This is a genomic window from Paenibacillus sp. GYB004, from assembly GCF_036577605.1.
Classification (GTDB): domain Bacteria; phylum Bacillota; class Bacilli; order Paenibacillales; family NBRC-103111; genus Paenibacillus_AB; species Paenibacillus_AB oceani.
Map to the genome: position 1 here is coordinate 168,713 of NZ_JARBDB010000072.1, position 23,826 is coordinate 192,538.

Below are 23,826 nucleotides of genomic sequence, written 5' to 3' on the forward strand. Positions count from 1 at the left end.
AGGAGCGGAATTCACGTGATTTACGACTGTATCGTCATCGGCGGCGGCCCTTCAGGCCTGATGGCCTGTATAGCGGCGAGCGCGGGAGGAGCAAACGTGCTGCTGATCGACAAAGGAGATAAGCTGGGCCGCAAGCTCGGCATATCCGGTGGCGGCCGGTGCAACGTCACCAATGCCAAAGAGCTGGACGAGCTGGTCCGGCACATCCCGGGCAACGGCCGGTTTTTGCACAGCGCCTTGAGTACGTTCAGCAATCGGGACATTATCGCCTTTTTCGAGGGGATGGGGATTAGGCTGAAGGAGGAGGACCGCGGACGGATGTTCCCGGTCAGCGACAAAGCCAAAACGGTCGTAGACGCGCTCGTAGGCCGGGTAAGGGATCAGGGCGTTGCGGTTCGCGTCAACAGTCCGGTCGACCGGGTGCTGTACGCAGACGGACGTGTGGCTGGAGTCCGGCTCCGTTCGGGAGACAAGCTCGCAAGCCGCTGCGTCGTCGTCGCATCCGGGGGAAAGTCGGTGCCGCATACCGGGTCCACGGGGGACGGCTACGCCTGGGCTGAGGACGCGGGGCATACGATTACGGAATTGTACCCGACCGAGGTGCCTCTTACGTCGAACGAATCGTTTATCCGCAGCCGCGAACTGCAGGGTTTAAGTTTGCGCGATATCCATTTGTCCGTATGGAATGAGAAGGGCAAAAAAATCATCGAGCACGAGGGCGATATGATTTTCACCCATTTCGGCCTGTCCGGCCCTGCGGCGCTGCGCTGCAGTCAGTTCGTCGTCAAGGAGCTGAAGAAGTCCGGAGAAAACACCGTACGGGTGACGATTGATCTGTGTCCGGACCGTTCGGAGGATGAAGTGTTCGCCGAGTCGATGCGGCTGGCCCGCGAAGATTCGAGAAAAGCGGTCAAAAACGTACTCAAGCCGCTGTTCCCGGACCGGCTTATTCCGCTTCTGCTCGCCAAGGCGGAGATCCGGGAAGACGTTACGTACGACAATATCCCTAAACAGCCCTGGAGCGAGCTCGCCAAGCTCGCCAAAGCGTTCCCGGTACGCGTGAACGGCACGCTGTCGATTGAAGAAGCGTTTGTCACCGGCGGCGGCGTCAACCTGAAGGAGATTGACCCGAAAACGATGCAGTCGAAGCGGATGCCTGGACTGTTTTTCTGTGGCGAGGTGTTGGATATTCACGGCTACACCGGCGGCTACAACATTACGGCCGCCTTTACGTCGGGATACACGGCAGGTAAAAGCGCCGCCGAAGCGGCGGAGCAGCTGATGCTTGAACAAGGAGCGGACTGAATTCACTTCGGATCGGTCAGCAGGAAGACGTGCTAACACTGCCTGTTCAACGTTCATAGGTTTGATCATCAAGCAACCCTTAGCGGAAGATCTTCTTCCGCTATTTCTTCTATTTACCCGTTTTTACAGGTTCAACGGAAGAAAAACTTCCGCTATTTCTTGGAAAATGGGGCAACTTCTCCTCTTGCGCATGGATAACGGAAGCGTTTCTTCCTCTATGAGCTCTTTTTACGCTCATTGGTCGAAACAGCGGAAATTATACTTCCGCGCTCGTCCCGGTAACATGCCGTTGTTTCGGATTTCCTCGAAACGGTGTGGTGCGGGCTAACGTGAACCTCCGCATTTTACTTCAGATCAACTCATCCCCACTCCATCCACATATTGTCCACAAGAAACCAACAACTCCACCCCAACTTATCCACAGTATCCACGGGTGATATCCACAACTTATTCACAAAAGTAAGCTTCCTGTGCCCTCACCAGCAAATAGCGCACTTTTTAGGCGAAGTCTTCTCCACGATGAATATCCTTTAGTAATTTACAGCTTTTTTATGGCAAGAAATCGGCAATTTCCATACGGCTTTAATCATTTCAATCATTAAATTTATATCAGGTTAATGATCCGCAGACGGCCTCAACAGCCGTCATCCTGCCGCAACAAAAAAAAAGCGGCAAGCTCCTCCCGAAGCTCCACCGCTGCTTGCTGCCTGCTATTTAGCTATTCGTCACTTGCCAATCGTCAATTGCCGCCTCTTACAACTTAATGCCCGCCGGAAAATGATCGTAATCGTCGCCCGACGGGTCGAACGTTTCAGGTCCGTCCGCCGTATTGGCAAAGCCCGTTCCGTCCGCATCCCCCCGGGACGTGTCCGAGAAGTACGATTCCGGCCAGTCTTCGTTAACGGTATGCGCCGGGATCGGCACGGTATCAAGCGCGTACGCCTCCGCATAGGCCGCATGCCCGGATACGCTCCCGTCCGTATCCAGCAGCGTTCCTCCGGTAGCTTGCGTGATCTCCAGAGCCGAAGTCAAATCGTTGTGCTCCACATACAACTCCAGTCCCGGCCGGCCGTCTATCGCGGTCGCATGTACGTGATAACCGAGCTCGGCCAACGTATCGACCGCCAGATTCGCGGAGCGGGAATCCGGAAATTCGAAGTAGATCGGTGCATGACTCATCGAAAGCCCCACTTTCAGGTTGGAATAAAGGTGTCAGCACTTAGCATCTCCTCCAGCCGCTTCCCTATTCTTCACCCGGCATTCCTCCATAATCCCCGGTTGTTCATCGGACTTCCCGGAACCGCACCGGCAGTCACTCTACCCTACCACCCGTTCAGCATCTCTCCCATCACATAACCGATCAGCCATCCAGCCGGAATAAGCAGCAGTCCCGCCCACCATCCGTACGCGCTCCAGCCGAGCAGCAGACCGGCCGGCACGTAAGCCGGCACGAACAACAGCGGAGTCGCTCGGCTGATCGCTTTCAGCCGGTCGGCATCCTGCCAGCGGAACAGCTTCAAAAACGAGGACGCCATCACTTCCTTGCCGTACATCTTGATCCAGTACGCGAGCAGGAACGAAACGCCGAGCCAGAACACCCACTTCACAATAACCGGCAGCGCCAGCAAGGCGAAGCTGCAAGCGAGCGTAAATTGAATGTACAGCTTAAGCTGCGTCCCGCTTCGGAAAAACGACTTAACGATCGTCTCCGCCAGCACGCGATCCGGCGTACGTTTTCGGAACAAATGACGGGAGCCCGCGAGCAACCACGGCTTTTTGCGTTTTAACAGCTTCGCAGGCTTCGGCACGACATACCCCATCAGCAGGGCGGCGAACTTCATCCGCTGGTCGTATTCGTAGGCCGCATCCTGATAAAACGTTCCGGTCATCCTCATCCGCACCCGGACGAGCAGCACGGTTCCTGCGGCCAGCACCACAGCCCAGACGGCGCTCCAGCCCCACCCCATCTCCAGCCGGGCTGCGTACAGGAACATGGCCCCGAGGGCGAGAAAACAGCCCGCTTGCGCAAACCAGCCCGTCAGCCGCGGCAGCCGCAGCGCAATCCACCTGCCTGCGAGCTGCATCAGCATGCCGTTAAGCGCCGCCACCGCACCGAGCAGCAGCAGACGGGCAGACCCATACTGATGCACCTTGACGAGAAACGGAGCGGCGAGGCATGTCGCTGCAGCCGAGAGCGGCGCCGCTGCGGTCAGCGAATAGGCGATTCCCCAACCTTTCAGCCGGTTCATCCAGATCTGATTACGTATAAGGAACAACTGGTCGGCCTCCTCCAGAAACAGCCGCAGCGACCCGGAACAGGAAGCGAAATAGAGCAGAATCAGCAGAGCGAGCTCCGGCACGTAGTGCCCCCAAGCCGGCATATCCCGCCACCACAATGTATAGTTGTACCCGGCGACAAGCAGTCCCGGAATGACGAAATACAGCGCAACCGTCCAATCGACGGCCATCTTCCATACTTTATACTGAAACTTCCATTCCGATTTCAGCCTTCGGGCGAACAACCGGTTTGCCTGAATCATCTCACCCCTCCGCTCACGTCAACGTATGAAAGCATTCGAACAGCGTAGCTTCCGGCTTGCCGCACGACTGCCGGATCGCGTCCAGATCGCCCTTGGCGACAACCCTTCCCGCATCGAGCAATACGAACGAATCGCAGATCCGTTCCGCCGTATCCAATACGTGCGTCGACATTAGAATAGCCGCCCCCCGCTGCCGCTCGTCATTCAGCGAATCGAGCAGCTCCTTCGTCGCTTTTGGATCGAGCCCGATAAACGGCTCGTCCACAATATATACGTCGGGCTTGGTCAGAAAGCCGAGAATCAGCATAACCTTCTGCTGCATCCCTTTCGAGAACGAGGTGGTCAGATGATGCTTTGAACCGCCGAGCTTAAACCGGGTGAGCAATTCCTCCGCTCTCTCCCGGAACAATTCCTCGGTCAGCCCGTAAGCGGCCGCAGCCAGCTCCAGATGCTCCCACAAGGTCAGCTCCTCGTACAAGATCGGATGCTCCGGGATGTACGCGTACGTCCCTTGCGGTCCGCCGAACCGGATCTCGCCGGTCGTCTTTTTTATCAGGCCGAGTATCGCTTTAATCGTCGTGCTTTTGCCCGCTCCGTTCGGACCGATCAGTCCGACGAGCTGCCCGGCCTCCAGCGTGAACGATACGCCCTGGATCACGCTCTCCTGCTCGTCGTACCCGGCCTGCTCGATATTCACATGCAGTAGCTCCATTCAGCCCGCAGCTCCTTTTCTCCCTAGCTCCATACGAAAAAACCGTCTTGGATGTATCTATCGTCAGCTCTCCTAACGATATCACAATCCAGACGGCTTTGGAAAAAGTCGCATCCGTTGCCCTCCTGAGCTTACCCCCGGCCCGATTCACGGCGGATTCGCTCATACTCGTTCAGCTTTTTGTCGAGCTGCTGGCTGATTCTTACGACACAGTTGTGGGTCAAATTCCCGTGACGGTCGGCCATCCGGGACAGTCTGCGTTTAAGACTTTCGATTTCGTGCAGCAAGCTCATGCGCGCCATCTCCCTTCACCGCATCTTCCGTCGTCGTTTGGCGAATCAAATGATTCATCAGCTCCACCAGATCGGCATCATACAACACATCGCTCCAGCAGTACAGTTCCTCCATCGCCTCTCTCGGGCCGAGCCTCGCCGCCCCCTGTGCATCCGTCAGTTCCGTGTAGCTTCCGGCAATCCGGAGAATGCGGGCGTTCAGCGTAATCGACTTCCAATTCAGCGCGGATGGATACCCGGTGCCATCCAAATTTTCGTGATGCTGCAGCACAGCCTCTCCGTCGACTTCCCCGCTCGCAATAAACGTCTGCAAAATATCCGCGCTATACTTCGGGTGCGCCTGCATCTGCCAGACCGCCCCCTGATACAGCCGGTTCCGGCTGTCGAGAATATCGCGGGAGATATGCAGCTTGCCGATATCTTGAAGCAGGGCGGTCCGGAATAATACCGTCTGCTCCTCCCGGGTAAATCCAAGCGCCTTCGCGAGCTGCAGCGAGTAGTAGGCGGTAAGCAAACTTTTGCGATAGGTGGGGGCATGATGCCGTTTGAGCCGTTTAAGCAAAAAGGCCGTTTGTGGTTCCGCACGTTCCATCACTTTGACGTCGCGCTCCATGTATTCCAGTGTTGCTGCAGTTTGTTTCATTTTCATCCACTCCTTCGAATCCGTCTATCTGGTCCGCTCTAGCTGTTACTTCTATTTTCCGTTTTTCGGACGGAAAAAGGTATCCCCGGGTATTCTTATCTTTTCCTTCGGGCCACAGCGCAGCTCGTCCTACTCCTTTCCTACTCGCGGCAGATTCCGGTTCGGGCGTTCCTATATGTATGTTCCCTCTTGAATTCCATTAATCTCCTTTTGGCGAAATGAAACGGAGGCGCGGGCGGGGGCAATAACGAAAAAAGAGAAGGTTTCCCTCCTCTTCCCGGCTTAACATTATGTATGTAAAAATGCGCATCCAGAAAGCCCGGAGCCTCCATTACCGGTTCCAGCCCGCCTTGTACACCATCGCGATCGCTTGCGCGCGATCGGTGACGCCGAGCTTCTGGAAGATATTGGTCATATGATTTTTGACCGTATGTTCGCTGATGACGAGCTGCTCCGCGATCTCGCGGTTGCTCTCTCCCTGCAGCACGTGCCCTAGCACTTCCCGCTCGCGTGACGACAGCGGCGGCAGATCCTTCAGCTTGCGAATGTCGGGAAGCTCCGGCACCCCGTTCGCACGGGAATCCTCCTCCTCGGCCGTCAGCGAGATTTCGCTCTCGACCACTTCCCGGGAATCGCAGAACGCCCGGAAAGCGGCGCGAAGCTTCGGAGAGACCGGCCACAGCTGATCCAGCGACTGCGTATCCCCGCCAAACTGCAAGTAGAAATAAATCATCGCGATAATCTGGCCGCCGGCGCTGAATTCGGAAACCGCCGCCTGTTCTTGCCCTTGCCCCCCCGGCTTGCCGTCCTCCAGCAGACGGGTGATCGCGTGAAAATGCCCGATCAGTTCCATCTGCTCCGGACTGCGGAGAATATCGCTCAAAAAAGCGGGTGAATACGGATAGACGAGACACGCTTCGCCGATCTGCTTGATCGTCGTCTCATCCAGCTTGAGCGAACGGGCGAACGGCAGCGCGAGTTCCTGGGCCTGATGCGTCATGTCGAACGCATACGAGTCCCAGTAGCCGAGCGCCCGGTTCAGCAGTTGAACCGCGTCGCCCCGGCATACCCTGCCCTTGTCCCACAGCCGGTAGAGCGAGGCGCTCCCCGCTTGCGCGACGATCGTCATATATTCCCGGTACAAGGCATACTGGTCCGGACTTTTCAGCGCGATACACCATATGCCCAGCAGCTCGCTTTGATAATACAACGGGCATTCCATCACCGGCGGCATGCCGGAGCCCTCGTACAGCTCCGTCTGAGGCCAGCCTCTTCTGTCCGCCGGCGGCGACCAGCGGGCCGCAAGCTCCTTGACGTAACGCTCGGCCTGCTGCTGGCCCAATCCTCGGGATACGAGCTGCACCTTCTGCTCCGACTGTTTCAGCACGACGCAGGAAAACGATCCTTCCACCAGATTCAGGCTCATATCGACCAGAATATAAGACAGCCGCTTGACGTCCTGCGCATTGTTGATCGAGCCGCACGTCTCCACGAACGTCGACAGCCGGGTAAAGTTCGTGTTCCGGTCTTCGCGGACCGCCCCCAGCGTGACGCGCATGCTCCAGCCCGCCGCGTACGCCTTGACGAACGATTGCGCTCCGCGGCTTAAGGTCGGTTCGGTCACGCTTCCGCCGAACAGCACGCCCTCCAGCTCCCGGTCGCGAAAGACCGGCACGCAAAACAGCGACATCGGATACAAGCCGCACTGCGAGAAAGCGAACGTGCGCGGGTCCCGGGCAACCTGGTCCCAGAATACCGCCTTTCGCGAAGTCGCTACCTGGCCGACAAACCCTTCTCCCAGCGAAAAGGACAACCTCCGCACGGCGTCGGCCGACGGCCCCGCGTACTGCACAACGGCAAACCGCTGGCGCTCCGTCTTGGCGGCGAAGCCGATAAAGTCAGCCTCCTCGGACGCTTCGGCCAGCACATGCGCCCATTCCTCGGACGCCTCGTAATTGGAAGCCAACCGGCGTAGCAGCTCCATCCGGCGGCACAGCGCCTCCTCGGCAAACGCCGGCTTCAGAAGCCCTTCGACGATGGACGCCAGCGTGCACGTCTTAGTAAGCGCTTTCTCCGTATCGGCGCTACTTTGTTTGGCGCTGGCCAACACCTGGGTCCACGGAAACTTAGGTTCCCCCTGGCGATTGTGCATGGCCGAATGATTCACGATTCTCTCGTCCACCAGACAACCGGTCCATACGTAATACGTCTCGCGCCTGTTCAGGAATACAGGCGCCCTAACGAGCCGGACGCCCGGCGATACATCGTGCACAATGCCGTTGCGAATCGCGGCATATTGCTCCAAGATCGCCCTCAGCCGCTGTTCAAGCTGGCCCCTTACCGGACCGGACTCGAGACTTCCCACGATCGTACCGGACGGTCGCGTTATCCATTCGCCACGATCGTTGGTCAGTATGACGGACAGTCCACTTTCGTCCGCGAACAGATCCAGCATGCTTTGTACCAGGCTTAGTTGATGTTCCATTGCACGTCCATATCGCCATTGAAATTCGGTTCGATATAACGGTAAATGGAACGCGATCCATTCCCGACCTTCTCCAGGATCGATAACATGACGAGCCTGCCGAGTACCGGACTTAAGTGCTCGACCTTACGCCCCAACCTCAGCGATATGCCTTCCGCCGTCTCCATACTGTACGGATTATTTTGAAAAAAACGGGTGCACTCCATCTGCAGCAGCCATGCTTCTTCTTCCGTCATCGTTTGCCCCTCCCGTCTCAAGCTCGCCGCGCTCAGGTTAGTCTCATGAAAGGAGCCTGCGCGGTCGTCTCCACGACATAAGGCTCGGATATGATACCGTTCGGCGATTTCATCACTTGCATATATTGATACGAGCCGTCCACCCACGTACGGATGACGCCGTTGCACGTCCGTTCCAGATAGGCAGAGCATTCGGGTCCGATTTCGCTGAAGTTGCACATCACCATCATCGTCATCCCTTTTGCTTTAATCTCCGCCGTTTCTTCCGCGAAAAACTTCATGACGTACTCTTTGCCGCGCTCGGAGAGCACGGTGTTCAGATCGTAATAAATGAACCAGTTGCCCGGACTCTCCTCGGCCCGCGGCCCAAGTGATTCCCGCACAAACTCCCGGTATTTCTGGCTGCCCGTCAAGCCCTTTACATCAATAACCGCCGCCTCGCAGCCGTCCGGGTACGAACGCTTGTAATGCTCGATAAAGAACAACCGCCCCTCCCCGGCCATCCGGCTCATGGACAACCCCTGCAGCGCCAACATTCTATCGAAATCCTGCGGCGTGTGGAAGCTTGACAGCAGCGCCACCACCTTATCTCCCGCCCGCAGGCGGTTCGCCAGCACGGAAGCTACGAGGTACTTGTAATTCGCCTTGCTGTTCGTGTCGAGCAGCATGACCGTGCCTTGGGAAAACCCGCCTTCCAGCAGCCCGTCCAGCACCTCTACGCCTGTCGGCACTTTCTCCCTTCCGTTGATCAGAGCCAGATCCTCGACCATCGACCGGGCCGGTATAAGCCGGATTCCGTGATCCGTCAGCCGGTATATATGTTCCCCTTCGCGGATTCGTCTGCCCCGCATCTTCAAAATCTCCAGCGTCCGCACCCGGTACTTGTCCATCTGCTGCTTCAGCTGAAGCTGGATAAATCCGTCGGATATATACGCCTCGAAGCCGGACTCCTCATTCATCGTCCCTTGCTCCTTGATCAGTACGGAGGTTAAATCGAACTTCCGGAGAATGTTGCGCAGCCGGTATAACGTTCGCCGGTGCTCCTCCTGGCTCGCAGTTCCGTACCGGAACAAGCTGATGCTGTCGATTACCATTCGTTTGCAGCCAACATCGACGATCAGCTTCTCGATCAGCCCTCCCGGTTCGGTCATCTGCTCCAGAAAAATATCGGGCGTCATACTGATCACCCGAAGCAGCCCTTCCGCCTCCAGCTTCCGCAAATCCCACCCGAATACGAGCATATCGCGGTACAATTGATCGGGGAACTCCTCAAACGTAATATAAATTCCCGCTTCTCCGTCCCGTACGGCGCCCTGATGGAGAAACTGCATGCCCAAAGTCGTCTTGCCGGTTCCGGGAGCGCCCTCGACAATGACGGTCGCCCCTTTCGGGAAACCTCCGTCCATCAGTACGTCCAATCCGCGGACGCCCGTAGGCACTGTACCCATCTCTCGATCACCTGCGCGTCTATGAATTAGTTTCGAATACTACTATATTAGCACACGAAACTCCCGGGCGGCGATAGTTTGATCGTTTTTAAGAACGATAGGCCCATGGACTGGTTGAAAACCAATACAGCGTACTCTATAGTAGAACACAGAAGCCACAGTGTTACAGCCACTCAAGCGGGACCGAGGTGCAGCAATGGGAACACATCAAGTGATCAGACTACTACGGCATTTGCAGGATGCCTATGCCTCCCTTTGCGGGCTTACGATATTTATAACCGATTGCCGCGGACGGGTATTCTCCGGCGTCTGCGGGAAGGAGCCGCTCGCCCGCCTGCTGCTTGACGACAAGCAGAGCCTCCTGTCCACAGCGTGGACCGAGCGCGTGATAGGCGAGATTGGCCCGATCGACCGGACGATTCTGTATCAGAACGATCTGGGCATGAACCTGATTATCGCCCCGGTCTCGGGCGACACCGGTCCCGCCTATTACATATGGGCGGGGGTGCTCATTCAGAAGCAATACCGCGAGCCGATCCGCAGACTGCTGGAGCTGGGTCCCGACGCCGCGTTCTGGACGAAAGCGATCGACGAGATCCCGGATACGACGGACGAGGACAAGCAGCTCCACATCGAACGCATGATGCAGATGGCTCAGATCGCAAGCTCACTTCACCAGTTAGATGCGAAGCAGTCGAACCATAACTACTACATCCGGGTATTAACCGACTGGTTCGACCGCCATAACGTCTCCTCCAAAAGCTCCATCCGCTCTGCCGTCGAGATGGCCGCGCGTCTGCTCCATTTCGATTTCGCCGCTTATGCGGAAGCGATATCGGCAGAGAAGCTGCGCGTTACGGTCGTTGAAGGCGGCGGTGTTTACGACAGTCTGCACGGCATGGTCATTTACTGGGGCGAGGGCTTTGTCGGCCAGACCGCCTTAACCGGACAAGCCGGCTGCTGGGACAAGGTCCGGTTCGACCCGAGAGCGGCCGCCTTTGCGGAGCGGGACATCTCGCTCCATCACCTGACCTGTTATCCGGTGCGCAGCGGCGGGACGCTGCATGGGGTCCTGTTCGGCGGAATCATGGACACGTCCCGGGCCGCAGCGCCTAACCGGGAGGCCGGCCAGTTGCTGGCTGCGTCACTGGCGTCCAGACTCGGCATGGTCTCCCTAAGCGATACGTACAATCAATCGATGACCCGCTATTCGACACTGCTCGAAGTCTGCCAGGCGTCCGTCGACATTACGGATATACAGACGCTGCTGTCTCTGCTTGCAGACGTCGGTCAGAGTATCGTACAGGGCAAGTTTTGCTGCCTCGTGCTGAGACAGGACGGCTACGGGGGCATCCGCTACCTGGCTTCGCGGGGATTATCCCCGCCGAAGGCGGAGCGGTACGCCGCCAGTGCAGCCGCCCGGCATTTCGCCTCCTCAGCCGGTTCTTGCCCGACACGCTGCCCCGTATCCGCCGAGACCGATGGGGGCGACCCCGTTCACGAATATCCGCTCATATGGGACAATCGGGTACAGGGCGTGCTTGGAGTCGCATACCGGGACGAGACCGATTCGCTCACGTTCCGCACCTTCCTAACGGCGCTGTCCATCATCGGGGAGATCCGCCTTCAGCTGATCGAGCGTCAGCACAGCTTATCGGCCTCGGAGCGGGCCGGCTTGCTCCGCCAGGCGATGGCGTACTGGAATCCGGACGCGTACAACCGCTGCAAGGAAGTTCAGTCGAAGGCCGAACAACTGATGACCCAGCTTCCGATCTCCCCCACCGATGCCGAGCAGGTGAGACTTGCCGCTTCCTTATCCGGCTACGACGCCGACTTTCTCCATTCGGCGCTGCCCCGGGAACCGGTCGTCCATCTGCTCGAAGAGGCCGGACGGATCGCCCTGGACGGCGAGCTGCTGCGAGACAACGCCTTTACAGGCTTGACGCTGCCCCAGCGTATCCTGGCTCGGGCGCTGCAGCCTGCCTCGCGCCCGCTGGAGACGGAACCCGCCCGGGACATGCCTCTCCAAGCCGACAAAACCGCTCAGACCCGGTCCGCTCCGGACCTGAGCCCCCCGGCCGGAGCCCAGCAGGCGCTGACGCCCCGGGAGCGCGAAGTGTTAAGCCTCGTGCTTCGCGGCATGAGCAACCTGGAGATCGCCGCCAAGCTGTATATAAGCGCGCATACGGTCAAAAACCATGTGACCAAAATATTAGATAAGCTGGGGGTCAGCGACCGGACGCAAGCGCTGGCGAAAATATACGGAAACCGCTTAAATACCGCCCCAGGCAGCGATACCGGTAACAAAACGAAATAAAACGGACACGTCCGCCCACACGATCAGCCGCCGATTAGGCGGCTTTTGCTTTGTCTATAGGAATCGGTTCCTGTATTTTTGTGTCGAATCATGTCTATTTATGAGAATAGGTGGGGATATGTTTCCTATGCCGTTTCCCCCACAATTACAGGTAGATGAACTTGGCATTCCATTCCAGACTTCATCAATACCGGGAGGTTGTAATCTATGAATTGGACCGTGGGCAAAAAAATGTACGCAGGCTTTATTTTCATCCTGCTTATTATGGGGTCGATCGGGTGGATGTCGTTTTCCAATATGGGTTCGATGAACGAAAGCTCCAAACAGATCACCAGCTTTTGGATGCCTGGCGTGGAGGCGATTAACCGGCTCGATTCCCGCATTCAAGACGTTCAAGCCGCCATGCTGAAGCATATTATCAGTCCGACCGCCGAAGCCATGAGCGCGGCGGACAAGGAGCGCGCTACCGCGATTGAAGCGATTCACGACGAGTATACCTACTACGAGAAGTCGCTCATCTCCGACGAAGACCGCCGGCAGTTCAATGCGCTTAAATCGGAAGTCGAAGCGTGGCTCGCACATACCGAAAAGACGCTTAAGGCCAGCCAGGCAGGCAACGACAGCGAAGCGGTCCGATTGTTTAACGAAGGCCAGGTGTTAAAGGAACGGCTCAACAAACCGCTGGACGAGCTGGTTCACTTCAATTCCGAAGGAGCCAAGCGGGCAAGCGCCGAATCGGATAAAACTTACAGCAGCGGGCTTCTCTTAACCTCCTTACTCCTCGCGGGCGGCCTCCTGGTCGGACTCGGAACGGCTTTTTTCCTGACCCGCGCCATTACGAAGCCGCTTCTCGCCGCCACCCGCAACATCAAGGAGGTCGCCCTGGGCAATTTGACTGTCCCCCCCCTGAACGCCGAAGGCAACGACGAGATTGCCCAGCTGTCGCAATCGTCCGACGAGATGGTCAATGCTCTGAAGCAACTGATCGGCTCGGTTCTAGGCTCTTCCCAGAGCGTAGCGGCCGCCGCTCAGCAAATCTCGGCAAGCACTCAGGAAATCGCCAGCGGAGCTACGAGCCAGGCCGGTTCGGCCCAAACGGTCAACGAGCTGTTCCGCGAGCTGTCGATCGCCATCGATTCCGTCGCGAGAGGCGCCGAATCGGCCGCCTCGCTGTCCACACAGACCAAAGAAGTCGCCGAGCAGGGCGGCCAGACGATCCGGGCGTCTGTAGAAGCGATCGGCCAGCTTGAGCAGTCCATGGAGAAGCTTCGGGGAGACTCCGATAAGATCGGCCAAATCATCGGCGTGATCGACGATATCGCCGACCAGACCAATCTGCTTGCGCTTAACGCCGCGATCGAAGCCGCCCGCGCCGGAGAGCAGGGCAAAGGATTCGCAGTCGTCGCCGACGAGGTCCGCAAGCTGGCCGAGCGAAGCAGCGATGCCACGAAGGAAATCGCCGCCATCATCAAAGGCATGCAGAACAATACGAACGAAAGCGTGCACGCCGCATCGAAAGCCGTTGGCCTGTCGCACCAGATCGGCTCGGCCTTCACGAACATCGTTGCCAAGGTTAACGATACGGCCTCGCAGGTGAATGAGATCGCCGCCGCAAGCGAAGAACAAGCCGCCCAAGCGGAGGAAGTGCTGCGCTCGACCGAATCGATCGCCGCTACCAGCGAGGAGGCAGCCTCCGCCGCAGAGGAGACGGCCTCGGCTTCGCAATCGCTCGCCCAGCTGTCGGAAGATCTGAACGAGACCGTATCCGCATTTAAAATCCAATAAAAGGTCGGTGACATCCCACTATGACGGACCCGCTCGCTTCCCGGCAGTTTATCGAGATTCGGATCGGCAACGAACGGCTTGCCCTGCACATCCAAGTCATTCATGAAATCATCCGCGTGCAGCCTGTCACCGCCATCCCGAACGGCAAGCCTTATTTGACCGGCGTAATCAATTTGAGGGGAAAAGTAGCTCCTATCGTAAGTCTGCGCAAACGATTCGGCCTGCCGGAAGTGCCGGATACGAAATCGACGCGTATCGTAGTCGTTAACTATTCCGATTCGGTCGTCGGCCTGACCGTGGACCAGGTGTACCAGGTCACCTCGTTCACCGAAATCCAGCCCCCTCCCGAGCGGTCCGGAGGCGCGGACGGCGGGTTTATCGAAGGAATCGGCAAATCGGGCGAGGAACTGGTTGGCATTCTTAGACTCGACCGCGTCCTGCAGTAGCAACAAAGGCGGAAGCGGTAGCGACCGGCCTATAAGCGAGAGGGGGCTAGCAGCATGACAGATCTGAATATGTCCGCCTATCTCGGCATTTTTATGGACGAGATGGATGAACAATCGCAAATTTTGAACGAACAAATTTTGGAGCTGGAACGCGACGGTACGAATATGGAGACGATCGGGCGTATTTTCCGCGCGGCTCATACTTTGAAGGGGTCTTCGGCAGCCATGGGGTTCGAACCGCTTAAGGAGCTGACGCACGCGATCGAGAACGTGTTCGACCTGATCCGCAACCGGCAGCTGTCGGTCAGCTCCGCCCTGGTTACCGTGCTGTTCCGGGCGATCGACTATATGAAGGTGCTCAAAATCGCCATTGTCGAAGACCGGCTGCACGAGACGAATATTGGGCCGCTCGTCGCCTTGCTGGAACAGGCGCGGGAATCTACTCCTCCACAGCCGGAAGACGAGCCTTGCGAATCGCCCGCTCCGGCCGCCGAATGGGAGCAGGAGCAGTTGGACGCCCTGCCCTATTACCTAAATCGCGGGTATGACGCCTTCACCGTGCAGATCCGGCTGGAGCCCGAGACGGAGATGAAACAGGCCCGGATGCTGATTATGTGCAACAGCTGCTCCGAGCTCGGACAGATCGTTGCGGCTCAATTGCCTGAAGCCGGAGACGGCAGCGACTCCGCCACTGAATTCGCCGTCCTGCTGGCTACCGAGCAAAGCGAAGCCGCCGTCTCGAACGCGATCCGCTGCATGTCGCATGTCCAATCGTTCCGGATCAGCCGGGCGGCCCAGCGGCAGATGTGCGAACCGCCGCAAGGGACGGACATTGCTGCCGACGTCCCCCCCAAAAGGGAACCGATAGCGGCGGACCCGGCAGCCGTTCCGGCGGAAGGAGCGGCCCAGCCGAAAAGCGAGTCGAGGATTAAGGTCAACCAAACCGTACGCGTCGATGTCGACCGGCTGGAGATGCTGCTTAACTTCGTCGGCGAGCTGATCATCGACAACACGCGGCTGATCGAAGTGAAGAACCGGCTAAGCCAGCAATTCAAAGACCACGGGGATATCGCGGAGCTGGGCGATATCAGCAATCATTTGAACCGGGTCGTCGGCGAGCTTCAGGAAGGCATGATGAAGACGCGGATGCTGCCGATCGAGCAGCTGTTTAACCGGTTTCCACGGATGATGCGGGATATCGCGATCCAGGCGGGCAAAGAAATCGACTTCGTCATGGAGGGCAAGGAAACCGAGCTGGACCGGACGCTGATCGAAGAGATCAGCGATCCGATCATTCATATTCTGCGCAATGCCGCCGATCACGGGATCGAAAGCCCCGAGGAGCGCGAACGGCTCGGCAAGCCGCGAAAAGGCAAGCTGCTGCTTAAGGCGGCCCATCAGGAAAATCAGATCGTCCTCTCGATCGCCGACGACGGGAAGGGCATCGATCCCCAGCGGATTAAGGAAACGGCGATACGCAAAGGGTTCGTCACCCGCGAGGAAACGGAGAGAATGACCGACAAGGAGCTCATCTTCCTCATCTTCCACTCCGGCATGTCCACGGCCGACAAGGTGACGGATCTGTCCGGACGGGGCGTCGGCATGGACATTGTGCGGTCGCATATCGAGAAGCTGAATGGGCTGATCGACATTGACTCCACTCCCGGAGAAGGAACCGTTTTTACGATCAAGCTGCCGCTCACGCTGGCGATTATCCGTTCGCTGCTGGTGCAGCTCGGCGCAAGCACCTTTGCCATCCCGCTTGTCAACGTACTCGAGATCGTCCGGCTGCAAACCGGCGATATTCAGACGATTCAAGGACGCGAGGTGTGCGTCATCCGGGGAACGATCTTCCCGCTCGTCCGGATGCACCGCAAGCTCGGATTGGAAGAGACGGAATGCGGCTCGTCCGGCGACCGTCGGCTGATCGTCGTCGTACTCGGCATCGCCGACAAACGGGTATGTCTCGTTGTAGACAAGACTCTGGGCAATCAGGAGATCGTCATCAAGTCTCTCGGCAAATTCGTCGGCGAAGTGCCTTACCTGGCGGGGGCGACTATTCTCGGCAGCGGGAAGGTCGCGCTTATTCTCGACGTCGGCTCCATCGTGAAGGATGAGGGCTCCCTGCTGCTCACCCGGAATCAGGAAGAACAACGGAAGGAATCGTCCCGGGAACGCGAGACACAGCTGGTCACCTTCCGTGTCGATACGGAGCAGTATGCGCTCGATATCGCCAAGGTGAAGGAGATCATCACCGTGCCGCCCATCTCCAAATTGGTGGATGCCCCGGCCGGCATGCTCGGCATGATTAATCTGCGGGGAGCCGTACTCCCGGTCTACGACCTGAGACACAGCTTCGGCCTGGCCCGGCAGGAACCGAACGCCCGCTCGCGAATTATGATGATCGAGTCCGGCCGGCGCGATGTCGGGGTGCTGATCGATCAGGTGATGGAAGTGCTGAAAGTGCGGCAGAGCGATATCGAGATCGCTTCGGATCATACCGGGATGCAGCCAAGCAGACTGGTGCAGGGCGTGTACAAGCAGCAAGACAGCTTCATCGTCGTGCTGAACATCGACCGCGCCTTGCAGTCGGCGGAACCGGCTGCCGCAATCTGCTAGCGACGCCTTCAAAGAAAATAACCGCAACTCCAGACAAAAGGCCCTCCGCTCGGTTAAAGCGGCTGGGCCTTTTATCGATTTTGTATGGGAAGCTCAGCGATTCTCCGCCGGAGGGACGGTAGAACCGCGAACGATGAGCTCCATATCCAGCGACACGGCGCTGGATGCCTCTTTCTCCGATATGGGGGACAGCAGCTGTTCGATCGTTGTCCGGGCAAGCGACTCCAGATCGGGTCCAACCGTAGTCACAGGCACCTCGAGCGTCTCCCCCATCTCCGGAATATTATCATAGGATACAACGGAAACATCGTCCGGGATGCGGATGCCGTATGTTTTGGCGAAGCGGGCGAACCGGCACAACGTACCGTGAGATTCGACGATCACGGCAGTAGGCTTCGAGCCTGCTTTATTCCGTAACGCCTCCAGCAGTAATTCATCCGGGAACGGCTTGTATTTGCTCGCCATCACGATAAGCTCGGGCCGGTACTCCAGCTTGCAATCCAACATGCCCAGCGTATAGCCGATCAGCTTTTCGTTTTTGACGCCGATAAAGACGATCGACCGGTGCCCGAGCTCGCTCAAATACCGGACCGCTTTGTGGATCGCTTCCTGCCGGTCTATTGCGATCGAGCGGCCCTGCTCCAGCGGCACCCCGCCCAAGGACAGCAGAGTCCCGTTGTATAACTCCAGCTCGTTGAGGAAATCCGGTGTCAGCAGCGTGCTGTGAAGCCCCCAGATCACCACATGCCGGATCGACAGCCGGTTCATATGATGGAGCGCTTTGTCCGGAGCCGCTGTGGAGACTACGATCGAATACCCCAGCTTTCCCGCCTCTTTTTCCAAAGTGCCGACCGTATGGGGAAACGAAACTCCATTCGCCTGAGACCAAATGAGACCGATGCACTTGGGGGACGGGTCCGCCGCTCGCTTCGCGGACGGAAGCTTTACATAATTCATTTGTTCAGCGATAGCCTGAATTTTTTGGCGGGTCTGTTCGCTGACGCCGGCCTCCTGGTTTAATGCTTTGGAAACCGTGCTGATCGTAACGTTGGCTGCCTTCGCTATATCTCGGATCGTGGTCATTGGGATCACCTTTTATTCCTTTTATACCTATCTACTATACATCAGCAAAAGAAAAAAAACATCCAGGAAGGAAACAAAAAGAAAATTTTCCTTACTTGCCACGCACCTCCATAAACAACTGCACTTCGACCAGCCCCACTCATCCCCCAAACCGTTCATAAGGAATCAAGCCGGCCGTTCATTTAACGAAAATAAAAAGAAACAAAATGAAATATTGAAAAACATAAAGAATACATGTATAGTTTTCCTCAAGAGGACCTACGCTCAATCTCAGGAAAGGAGGTTTCGTTTCTCAGTAAAGAAACCGATTTCTAAAATGATTAGGGAGGTTGTACCATTGCCCAAAAAAGTCGTAACGACGCTTGCCTTACTCACCGCTCTATCGGCCTTTACGGCCGCCTGTTCCGGAGATAACGGGAAAAAGGATGCGGCAACAGAACCCGCAGCAAACCAATTTAACCCGAACGCTCCTGCGGAACTGGTCGTCTTTTCCCCTAGCGGCGCTACTGAAGAAAGCTTCAACACCCGCTACGGCGATTACTTGAAGAAAAAACTGCCGCACTATACGTTCAAATTCATTCAAAGCAAACAAGGCTCGACGCTGCCCGAGTTAATCGCAACAGGCGAGAAAATTGACCTCCTCTATTACACGATCGGCAACTACGAATATTCGATATCCCAATATAATCTGCAATACGACATGACCGAGCTGATCAAGACCAACAAGATCGACTTGAACCGATTCGAGCCGACTGTAATCGAAGCAATCAAACAAGTTTCCGACGGAAAAATGTATGCGCTTCCAGTTAACGTGTTTAATATGGTTTTATACTATAACAAATCGATTTTCGATAAATTCGGAGTGCCTTATCCGAAAGACGGCATGACCTGGGAGGAAATGCTCGCTATCGCCAAAAAACTGACGAGAAGCGATAACGGCCAGCAGTACTACGGCTTCGCCTCCTCTCCACAGCACATCTTGCGGCTTAATCAATTTTCGCTCCCTACGATCGACGTTGCAACAGGCGCTCCGACCATCAACAAAAACGACAAATGGAAACAGTTCTTTCAAACGGTCTTTATCGATCCTGCAGCGGATGAGGGCTACCGGTCCTTGAAAAAAGTTCCTCCGCTGAACAATTTTACGAAGGAACAAAACGTGGCGATGTGGGCCTTCTTGTCCTCTCACATTTTCGGGGATATCAAAGACGCCAACTGGGATCATGTCGATATGGTGTCCCTTCCGACCTTCAAGGAACTGCCCGGAATCGGTTCGCAGGCTTACCCGTTATATTTCGGCGTTACGAGTCTGAGCAAAAATCCCGAAGCGGCTTTTCACGCGCTGATGCAATTAATCTCGGTCGAGTTCCAGACCGCCAGCGCCAAACAGGGCAATATGCCGGTTCTTGTCGACGAGTCCATCCGGCAACAGATCGGCAAAGAAGCCGAGTATCCGAATAAAAATTACAAAGCGCTGTATTTCAATACATTCGCGCCGATTCCTCCCAGACTCCCCTATGATGCGAATCTCGTTCCCACCTATACGGCGCAGACCAACCCGCTGGCGATGGGGACCGCGGATATCAACACAACCTTCCGGAAAATCGAAGAGGCGGCCCAGAAAGTCATTGACGATATAAGAAAAGCTTCTAAATGAAGCCGTGAAAGCGATTCCGATAAAGGAGCGTGTTCCTTTTGTCCAATAAAAAGCTGTCTGACTCTCCCCAATCGTCCATGGCAGGCATGAGCAGGCGCAAGTTGATTACCTCCCTCGGTCTGGCGGGAGCGGCTCTGGCTGCCGGGGGAATGTATGCAAACGCTCTGGGTGATCCGATCACGGAATTGCCCGGCAGCAGGGGCAACGGTTCCGGCGTTGCCGGGCGCTTGCACAGAAGAAGCGGAGCCGGATTGTTGACGGAGCTGGCGAATGCGGATACGATCGACGACTTGCGCGATTTGAGCGGCATGAGCGACGGGGATACCGCCGTTATTACGTCGACCGGCCGCGCCGGCTTCTTTCGATGGAGTTCCGCCGATCTGTCTGTGAACGTCGCGGCTGATCCCCAATCAGGATTATATGTGGCGCCTGCCGGACAAACCGGAAATCTGGGAGCGTGGATTCGAATCATCGAGAACGGCACTTTGCTTCCGCAATATTTCGGGTTTCAAGAAGGAATGAACGCGTCCAACCTGGCTGCCCTGCAAGCGGCGATGAATGCGGCGGCGGCCATCGGGGCGGAACTGTTCGTGCCTGCAGGAACCTACTACGGCAATTTGGAGACGCGTTCGTCGTTCTACGATTACGTGGTGACGGACTTGCCGGATCACTTGAAACTGACCGGTACGCCGAATACGGTATTTACGAACTTTATTTTCAGGGCCCGGCTTCCCCGGAAAGAGAACATTCATCTAAGTACGTTCCGGTTCGGCCATGATTCGATCATGACGATCAGCTACTACCATTTCGACTTGAATGTGAAAAATTTGCGGGTGGAAAATGTCGTACATTTCGATTCAACCGGTTCCGTCAGCCCCTGGATGTTCGTTCGCGAAGGCCCGACCGCTGAACAGCAGCCGGAAAACAACTGGTTCGTCAACTGCGTGTATCGGGACCGGACGAATATTCATATCTGGAACGGCAAACATATTTACTTCGTCAATTGTGACTTGCGGAATACGGTGCGCGAAGACGGCATCGTGATCAAGACCCGGAAAGGCCGAGGCCAGTCCCACGACGTCCATGTGATCGGCGGGACCTATGATACGACGACCGGTCCGATGTCCATAGGGACGGAACTGGGCGAAGACGTGTACAACTGTACGGCTGGAGGCTGCACACTCATTCGACCGGGATACGTGGCGCTACTGAAGCCAAACAACTCGGTTACCTCGATCCCGGAGCTTCGGGGCGGGAACATTTACGACATCACGTACCACGACATTCAACTGCGGGATGTGGACGGCGCGGAATGGATCGGCTTGACTCAAATCCGGGTCAGCGGCGGCTGCACCGTAGAACGGGTCGCGTTCTCGAATATCCGGGGCATCGTCCGGGCCCGCTCCGGTGCCGCCGATTGGCCGATGCTTTTACTGGCCCAGGTAAACAAGGATTCCTCCGGTACGATACGAGATATTACGTTTGACGGAATCAGCCTGGCGGACCGTCATCCCGGAGCGCTTGCCCCCGGCGACACCGACATCCGCAACGAAATCGCCTCCGGTTATGCCGTGTCAACCTTGGTCACGGTGGACTCGTACACACGTTCGATCAACGCGTTATCGAACATTATAGTCCGGAACAGCTATTTCTCGGGCGTGTCCAGACACGGGGTAGACTGTACGCTGCCGATCAGCTGGACCAATGTCACGATTGCCGACTCGTTATTTTCCACCCTCAGTCCGCGAGGACTGCTTCGGGTCGGTAAAGGCAGCGATGTGAAGGCTGAGAGCGTGCGTATTACGAATTGCCTGGAGCCCGCCCGACTGGTTCAGCGGGATTCGGCGGGTACCGGCACGTTTGAGGCGGTGCGTGTGCCATTATCCAGTCCGATCCGGGTACCGGCTCTGTCCAATTCCGCGGTGCCTGTGAAAGTGTTCGAAAAGACCACCGTGATCCTGCGGATTACGGCGGCACTGGACGACGGGGTGACCGGCAGCTCGACCGACTATGCGGAGTGGAAATACGCCATTCGCCGGCCGGACGGTACCGTTACAGAGCTGCATGCGCCCAATCAGTACCGTCATACATCCACAGGCATAGAAACGGGCGAAAGAATCGTAACCTGGGATGCGACGAATGCGCCGGGCCCCTCCAACCAGCTCATGTATGCCAACGCCGGAGATGTGCTTCTGGTAAGCAAAGTCGATATAGGAGCGGGCGCATCGATTCCATCCGGCACTTATGTCGTTGCAGGAATCGAATTGGCTTGACGCCGGCAAAACAAATAACCTCCGTACCCACACCGATTAGGATGTGAGTATTGGAGGTTTTTCCATGCGGTTTGAGGTCCTCGCGCAGGTTCGTTACAGAATACGCTTGGCCCCGACATATTTGGGCCCCCAGTAGGAGCTCGTTAATGAATCGATTCGGGTTCCGCGGGAAGTCGTAGCCGACACGAACTGGTCGTTGCCCAGATAAATGCCGACATGCGTCGTCACCCGGCCGATGTTGAAAAACACCAGGTCCCCCTTCTTCAGTTCCGTTACCGGCTGACCCGAGTTGTGGAACATATCGCGGGAAGTTCGGGGAAGATCGACGCCGAACTGGTCAAATACATAATTCACAAAACCCGAGCAATCGAATCCGCTCGGTGTCGTGCCGCCCCAAACATACCGGATGCCCAGCATGTTTTGCGCTGTATCCGTAATCCGGTCGGCGACGGAAGGCGCAGGCGCAGCGGCTAGTGCCTGCACAACCGGAGGGGCATACCAGGCCGGAGCGTGGTACTGGCCGTCCTGACATAAAATTGCGATTCGGTTATCGTTATCCCACTGCATCATAATCCCGAGCGACTCCGATATGAATCGAACCGGAACAAATACCGTCCCGTCCCGGAACAATGCTCCGCTCGTCAGCGGTACGGCCTTGCCGTTTAGCTTGGCCTCGCTTACTCCTGTGGTCAGTTCGACGGTTTTCTGCTTATCGCCTTTCACCGTGACTTCCACTTGCCCGTTCTCCATCTCCCAGTCCATCTGGTAGCCCAGCGACTCGAGGACAGGCCGGATCGGCACGAACGTTTGCCCTTTGTCGTCTATGTAAGGTTGAGCTTCGGGAAACGGGATCAGCTGATCGTTAAGCTGGATCTTTACGCTCTGGTCTGCAGACGGGGTAGACGCGGATGCCGTTCCGCCATGTACAGCCGAGGCGGACATCCAAACAGCGCACGACAAAACAACGGTTTTCATCAAAAGCTTCAAACGGTTTTTCCCTCCTGGCGCCTCCGAGGTTAGCTGCCGGGTTAGGGAAGAGGAAACTCCCTTGTCCGCCAAAAGCGCGAACATTCACCCCAAAGTAAATCGTCCCCCGTACCGGATATTCGGTATATCCGGATTCGGCATATTTTGGCCCCTCCTCCCTGTTTGACAACAGGTAAAAAAGGGTAAGTGGTTCGGGGTAAGGGTAGCATACCGTTTTCGGCCGGGTCAACCCACAAAAACTTACAAAACCGATCGAACGCTTATATAGAGCGGTTTCTTTCCTTTAAGCGATTGTAGTGGTCGAGCAGTTCTTTTTTGTTTTTTTGGTAGGTGATGTAGAGGGCTATGATGATCAAGGCGATGTAAATCACGTACAGATGCACTAATGATTGACTTTCACTAAAAGAGATGAATAAAAGCTGTAAAACACCTAGGCACGATATTAGAACAATAAGTAAATAAATGTCCTGCGCCCGGGTTTCCAAGTTGCGAGAAATCCGCTTTTCAAAAAACATAAATCCGATTCTTCTTGTTGTTAACAGATACGCAATCGATATATTAACAATAAATGTTACAAATTGGAACGACATCGCTATAACAAGAGAAGTCCCCATTTGTTCCGTGGATATATTTAGTAGCAAGGGAGCAGCTACGACGAGGGCCGTTTGGATAATTCCAATCCCTAAGTAGCCAACTAAACAAACCATGACAGAGAAAATCAAGCGGATGTTAAAAATAAATTTCACCAGCAAAATGTATGCGGCTATTACGAAAAGAAAGGCTGTAGATTGAGCCATGCCCAAGTAATGTAATTGATAAACCGACACGGCTTCCAAGGCGACGGCAACGATTAAAAGTCTCAACCCATTCTCAGCAACCGGCAACCGGAACATAGCGAACGTCAAGATACATAACCCGTAAAACTCTATGATTCCGAAAAAGATTCGAATCAATAACTCCAAATCGTCATCTTCCCCCTTTTTTAGCTCTTAACGCT

The 23,826-nt window shown here is 56.2% G+C and carries 18 protein-coding genes and 1 riboswitch; of the genes, 7 read left to right on the forward strand and 11 right to left on the reverse strand.

Annotation, left to right across the window (positions count from 1 at the left end; genetic code table 11):
* The first annotated feature begins 15 nt into the window (after positions 1-15).
* Entirely contained in the window at positions 16-1,305 is a 1,290-nt protein-coding gene (locus PV433_RS32870) for an NAD(P)/FAD-dependent oxidoreductase (RefSeq protein ID WP_332076170.1), read from the forward strand.
* Between the two features lie 753 nt (positions 1,306-2,058).
* Here PV433_RS32870 and PV433_RS32875 read toward each other — a convergent pair.
* From PV433_RS32875 to PV433_RS32910, 8 genes are all read right to left on the reverse strand, one after another.
* Positions 2,059-2,484, reverse strand: a complete 426-nt coding sequence (locus PV433_RS32875) for a hypothetical protein (RefSeq protein WP_332076171.1) — start codon at positions 2,482-2,484, stop codon at positions 2,059-2,061.
* A 143-nt stretch (positions 2,485-2,627) separates the two neighbouring features.
* Positions 2,628-3,845 (reverse strand): ABC transporter permease, encoded by a 1,218-nt coding sequence (locus PV433_RS32880; protein WP_332076172.1) that lies wholly within the window; start codon positions 3,843-3,845, stop codon positions 2,628-2,630.
* 13 nt (positions 3,846-3,858) lie between these two features.
* Positions 3,859-4,557, reverse strand: coding sequence for an ABC transporter ATP-binding protein (locus tag PV433_RS32885; protein WP_332076173.1), 699 nt, complete (start codon positions 4,555-4,557; stop codon positions 3,859-3,861).
* 131 nt (positions 4,558-4,688) lie between these two features.
* Positions 4,689-4,850, reverse strand: a complete 162-nt coding sequence (locus PV433_RS32890; protein ID WP_332076174.1) for an aspartyl-phosphate phosphatase Spo0E family protein — start codon at positions 4,848-4,850, stop codon at positions 4,689-4,691.
* Positions 4,819-5,493 carry an HD-GYP domain-containing protein gene (locus PV433_RS32895; protein ID WP_332076175.1) on the reverse strand — a complete coding sequence of 225 codons (675 nt, stop codon included), beginning with the start codon at positions 5,491-5,493 and terminating at the stop codon, positions 4,819-4,821. Before PV433_RS32895 ends, PV433_RS32890 begins: the two co-directional genes overlap by 32 nt.
* A 331-nt stretch (positions 5,494-5,824) precedes the next feature.
* The gene (locus PV433_RS32900; RefSeq protein WP_332076176.1) at positions 5,825-7,978 is read right to left on the reverse strand and encodes a LuxR C-terminal-related transcriptional regulator; all 2,154 of its coding nucleotides are present in this window, start codon (positions 7,976-7,978) and stop codon (positions 5,825-5,827) included.
* Entirely contained in the window at positions 7,963-8,214 is a 252-nt protein-coding gene (locus PV433_RS32905) for a hypothetical protein (RefSeq protein WP_332076177.1), read from the reverse strand. Before PV433_RS32905 ends, PV433_RS32900 begins: the two co-directional genes overlap by 16 nt.
* A 32-nt stretch (positions 8,215-8,246) precedes the next feature.
* The gene (locus PV433_RS32910; RefSeq protein ID WP_332076178.1) at positions 8,247-9,662 is read right to left on the reverse strand and encodes an ATPase domain-containing protein; all 1,416 of its coding nucleotides are present in this window, start codon (positions 9,660-9,662) and stop codon (positions 8,247-8,249) included.
* 211 nt (positions 9,663-9,873) lie between these two features.
* Here PV433_RS32910 and PV433_RS32915 point away from each other — a divergent pair, with 211 nt between their 5' ends.
* The 4 genes from PV433_RS32915 to PV433_RS32930 all read left to right on the forward strand — a co-directional run bounded on the left by PV433_RS32915 (position 9,874) and on the right by PV433_RS32930 (position 16,829).
* A complete protein-coding gene (locus PV433_RS32915) occupies positions 9,874-11,979 on the forward strand; it encodes a LuxR C-terminal-related transcriptional regulator (RefSeq protein WP_332076179.1) in 2,106 nt (701 codons plus the stop codon).
* Positions 11,980-12,186: 207 nt separating this feature from the next.
* Positions 12,187-13,764: a methyl-accepting chemotaxis protein gene (locus PV433_RS32920; protein ID WP_332076180.1), complete on the forward strand. Its 1,578-nt coding sequence runs from the start codon at positions 12,187-12,189 to the stop codon at positions 13,762-13,764.
* Positions 13,765-13,784: 20 nt separating this feature from the next.
* The gene (locus tag PV433_RS32925; protein WP_332076181.1) at positions 13,785-14,210 is read left to right on the forward strand and encodes a chemotaxis protein CheW; all 426 of its coding nucleotides are present in this window, start codon (positions 13,785-13,787) and stop codon (positions 14,208-14,210) included.
* A 54-nt stretch (positions 14,211-14,264) separates the two neighbouring features.
* Positions 14,265-16,829, forward strand: a complete 2,565-nt coding sequence (locus PV433_RS32930; RefSeq protein WP_332076182.1) for a chemotaxis protein CheW — start codon at positions 14,265-14,267, stop codon at positions 16,827-16,829.
* Between the two features lie 93 nt (positions 16,830-16,922).
* On the opposite strand, the gene PV433_RS32935 is transcribed toward PV433_RS32930, so the two are convergent.
* Entirely contained in the window at positions 16,923-17,912 is a 990-nt protein-coding gene (locus PV433_RS32935; protein WP_332076183.1) for a LacI family DNA-binding transcriptional regulator, read from the reverse strand.
* Positions 17,913-18,249: 337 nt separating this feature from the next.
* Here PV433_RS32935 and PV433_RS32940 point away from each other — a divergent pair, with 337 nt between their 5' ends.
* Both PV433_RS32940 and PV433_RS32945 read left to right on the forward strand, forming a co-directional pair.
* Entirely contained in the window at positions 18,250-19,569 is a 1,320-nt protein-coding gene (locus tag PV433_RS32940; protein WP_332076184.1) for an ABC transporter substrate-binding protein, read from the forward strand.
* Between the two features lie 38 nt (positions 19,570-19,607).
* Complete coding sequence (locus PV433_RS32945) at positions 19,608-21,842, forward strand: hypothetical protein (protein ID WP_332076185.1); 2,235 nt, start codon at positions 19,608-19,610, stop codon at positions 21,840-21,842.
* A gap of 93 nt (positions 21,843-21,935) precedes the next feature.
* On the opposite strand, the gene PV433_RS32950 is transcribed toward PV433_RS32945, so the two are convergent.
* Both PV433_RS32950 and PV433_RS32955 read right to left on the reverse strand, forming a co-directional pair.
* Positions 21,936-22,829, reverse strand: a complete 894-nt coding sequence (locus PV433_RS32950; protein ID WP_332076186.1) for a C40 family peptidase — start codon at positions 22,827-22,829, stop codon at positions 21,936-21,938.
* 4 nt (positions 22,830-22,833) lie between these two features.
* A riboswitch (cyclic di-AMP (ydaO/yuaA leader) is annotated at positions 22,834-22,979 on the reverse strand.
* Positions 22,980-23,089: 110 nt separating this feature from the next.
* On the reverse strand, positions 23,090-23,791 hold the full coding sequence (locus PV433_RS32955) for a hypothetical protein (RefSeq protein WP_332076187.1): 702 nt from the start codon (positions 23,789-23,791) through the stop codon (positions 23,090-23,092).
* Positions 23,792-23,826: the final 35 nt, after the last annotated feature.

Bases quoted from the DNA above. Each gene is read 5' to 3' on its own strand.
- PV433_RS32935 (WP_332076183.1), bottom strand. From the start codon at position 17,912: ATGACCACGATCCGAGATATAGCGAAGGCAGCCAACGTTACGATCAGC.
- PV433_RS32920 (WP_332076180.1), top strand. From the start codon at position 12,187: ATGAATTGGACCGTGGGCAAAAAAATGTACGCAGGCTTTATTTTCATC.
- PV433_RS32875 (WP_332076171.1), bottom strand. From the start codon at position 2,484: ATGAGTCATGCACCGATCTACTTCGAATTTCCGGATTCCCGCTCCGCG.
- PV433_RS32900 (WP_332076176.1), bottom strand. From the start codon at position 7,978: ATGGAACATCAACTAAGCCTGGTACAAAGCATGCTGGATCTGTTCGCG.
- PV433_RS32895 (WP_332076175.1), bottom strand. From the start codon at position 5,493: ATGAAACAAACTGCAGCAACACTGGAATACATGGAGCGCGACGTCAAA.
- PV433_RS32880 (WP_332076172.1), bottom strand. From the start codon at position 3,845: ATGATTCAGGCAAACCGGTTGTTCGCCCGAAGGCTGAAATCGGAATGG.
- PV433_RS32910 (WP_332076178.1), bottom strand. From the start codon at position 9,662: ATGGGTACAGTGCCTACGGGCGTCCGCGGATTGGACGTACTGATGGAC.
- PV433_RS32905 (WP_332076177.1), bottom strand. From the start codon at position 8,214: ATGACGGAAGAAGAAGCATGGCTGCTGCAGATGGAGTGCACCCGTTTT.
- PV433_RS32930 (WP_332076182.1), top strand. From the start codon at position 14,265: ATGACAGATCTGAATATGTCCGCCTATCTCGGCATTTTTATGGACGAG.
- PV433_RS32885 (WP_332076173.1), bottom strand. From the start codon at position 4,557: ATGGAGCTACTGCATGTGAATATCGAGCAGGCCGGGTACGACGAGCAG.
- PV433_RS32925 (WP_332076181.1), top strand. From the start codon at position 13,785: ATGACGGACCCGCTCGCTTCCCGGCAGTTTATCGAGATTCGGATCGGC.
- PV433_RS32890 (WP_332076174.1), bottom strand. From the start codon at position 4,850: ATGAGCTTGCTGCACGAAATCGAAAGTCTTAAACGCAGACTGTCCCGG.